The organism is Burkholderia sp. Cy-637 (genome assembly GCF_011753175.1).
Lineage (GTDB): Bacteria > Pseudomonadota > Gammaproteobacteria > Burkholderiales > Burkholderiaceae > Burkholderia > Burkholderia gladioli.
The window spans coordinates 1-1,670 of record NZ_VWWC01000363.1 but is presented as its reverse complement, the minus strand read 5'-3'; the positions used below and the strand labels follow the sequence as shown (position 1 = coordinate 1,670).

General features: G+C 74.7%; 2 protein-coding genes. Both read right to left on the bottom strand.

The window, feature by feature from the left end; genetic code table 11:
• The coding region (locus F3J10_RS35520) for a dihydroxyacetone kinase subunit DhaK (RefSeq protein ID WP_167155744.1) at positions 1–498 on the bottom strand (498 nt) is incomplete at its 3' end.
• 358 nt (positions 499–856) lie between these two features.
• Complete coding sequence (locus tag F3J10_RS35515) at positions 857–1,612, bottom strand: hypothetical protein (protein WP_167244039.1); 756 nt, start codon at positions 1,610–1,612, stop codon at positions 857–859.
• Between the last annotated feature and the right edge of the window lie 58 nt (positions 1,613–1,670).

Here is a 1,670-nt window from a genome sequence, read left to right as displayed (position 1 = left end):
GGCCGCGCCGGCGATGCGATGCACCAGCACCGTGCCGGCCAGGCCGCGCCGCCCGGCATGTTCGCCGCGCGCGGCCAGCGCCACGTCGTCGGCGACGATCACGGTCTCGACGTCGATCCCCTCGGCACGCGCGATCTCGGCCGCGAGCCCGAAATTGAGCCGGTCTCCCGTGTAGTTCTTGACGATCAGCAGCACCCCGGCCGGCCCGGCCACCGCGCGGATCGCGTCGAGCACCGCGTCGACCGAGGGCGAGGTGAACACCTCGCCCGCCACCGCCGCACTCAGCATGCCGGCGCCCACGTAGCCGGCATGGGCCGGCTCGTGGCCGGCGCCGCCGCCCGATATCAGCGCGACCTCGCCGCGCGAGGCGGCCTCGGCCGCGTCGGCGCGGACCACGATGGTGCGGCCGGCGAGCAGGGCGAGATGCGGGTTGAGCGCGACCAGCCCGTTCAGCAGGTCGGGCACCACGTGTTCGACATCGTTGATCAGCTTCTTCATTCGGCAGGTCCTCCGGGAGTCTCGCTCCCGTTCGTCTCCAGGGTCGGCGCGGGGAGCGCATGCGGGCTGCGCGGCGCCCGGGCTCGGGTGCGCCACGGGCCGCGCTCGCGCGGGCGTGCGTCACTGTAGGACGTTAGCGCGCGGCGCGGTGCCGCACAAACGTCGGCTTACGCCGGTTCGTAAGCTGCGCCGGCAGCGAGTTCCCCTGATGACAGGCAGCAGCGATGGCACGCGGGCGCGCAAAAAAAAAACGGCACGACCGAAGTCGTGCCGTCCTTGTTGCCGATATCCGCCGCGACGGTCGAGCCATGCGCGCCTGCCTCGACGCGCCGGCCCGCCCTGGCGGCAGGCCGCCCGCTTACTTGTGCGGCACCACGCCGGCCAGCGTCGTGACCAGCGAGGTCACCGGCGAGAGCAGCGTGCCGACGCCCGCCGCGCCGCTCGTGCCGGTACCCGTGCCCGAGCCCGACGCGCCGCCCGACGACGGCGTGATCGCGATGCCCGGCAAGGCCGCGCCGACCGCGCCGATGGTCTGCGTCGCCACGTTGCCGACCGCCGCCACCGTGCTCACGCCGGTGTTGGCGACCGTGCCGAGCGTCGCCGCGCCGGTGCTCGCCACGTTGCCGAGCGTGGCGCCGGTGGTCGAGGCGAGCGTCGCGCCGACCGTGCCGAGCGCCGTGGTGGCCGCCAGGCCCGTGTGCGCCGCGCTCGACAGCGTGCCCGTTACCGTGTTCGCGACCGTCGAGACCGCGCCCGTCACGGTCGAGACCGGCAGCGCCGTCTGCAGGTTGCCGATCAGCGCCGTGATCGGGGCGATCGGGTTGCTCGCGACCACGCCGGTGACCGCGTTGACCACGCCCGTCACCGCCGCCGGCGCGGTGCTGGCGACCGTGCCCGCCACCGTGCCGAGGCCGCCGACCGCCGAGCTCACGCCCGACGAGGCCGCATTGACCACGCCGGTAACTGCCGCCGTCGGCACCGAGGCCAGGGCGCCGGTGAGCGCCGTGGTCGCATTGCCGAGGCCCGAGGTCGCCGCGCCCAGCACGCCCGTCACGGCCGAGGCCGGATTGACGCTGCCGACCAGGCCGGTGATCGCCGTAGTGGTGGTGCCCAAGCCGCCCGCGACTGCCTGGACGCCAGCGTCAATCCGGCCTCGGCCGTGACGGGCGTGA